The following is a 406-nucleotide window of genomic DNA, read 5'->3' as shown; positions in this document are numbered from 1 at the left end:
GCCACACAGACGCGGGATGGAGCAGTCTGGTAGCTCGTCGGGCTCATAACCCGAAGGTCGTCGGTTCAAATCCGGCTCCCGCAACCAAACATCAAAAAAGGCTACTCGAAAGAGTGGCCTTTTTTGTGCGTGTCGATTTTGTTCGACCAAGCCTCGATGGGGATGCAGGTAAAACTCCTTATCTGTCCATGACTTAAAAGGCAAAACAGGTCATTCGACATTTATTTGACCTATTGGGCGATTAACAGTTGACACTCAGTCGTTCGCCTGTAGAATGCCGCCACACAGACGCGGGATGGAGCAGTCTGGTAGCTCGTCGGGCTCATAACCCGAAGGTCGTCGGTTCAAATCCGGCTCCCGCAACCAAACATCAAAAAAGGCTACTCGAAAGAGTGGCCTTTTTTGT

2 tRNA genes are annotated in these 406 nt (G+C 51.0%); both read left to right on the top strand.

Features of this window, described 5'->3' with window-relative positions:
* Window positions 1-10: 10 nt before the first annotated feature.
* Window positions 11-87 (top strand) — tRNA-Met (locus tag GV819_RS32750).
* Window positions 88-289: 202 nt separating this feature from the next.
* Window positions 290-366: transfer RNA gene (locus GV819_RS32745), tRNA-Met, on the top strand.
* Window positions 367-406: the final 40 nt, after the last annotated feature.

Source organism: Pseudomonas sp. Fl5BN2 (assembly GCF_009908205.1).
GTDB lineage: Bacteria > Pseudomonadota > Gammaproteobacteria > Pseudomonadales > Pseudomonadaceae > Aquipseudomonas.
The sequence above is the reverse complement of the archived record's forward strand: the minus strand, read 5'-3'. Positions and strand labels throughout refer to the sequence as shown.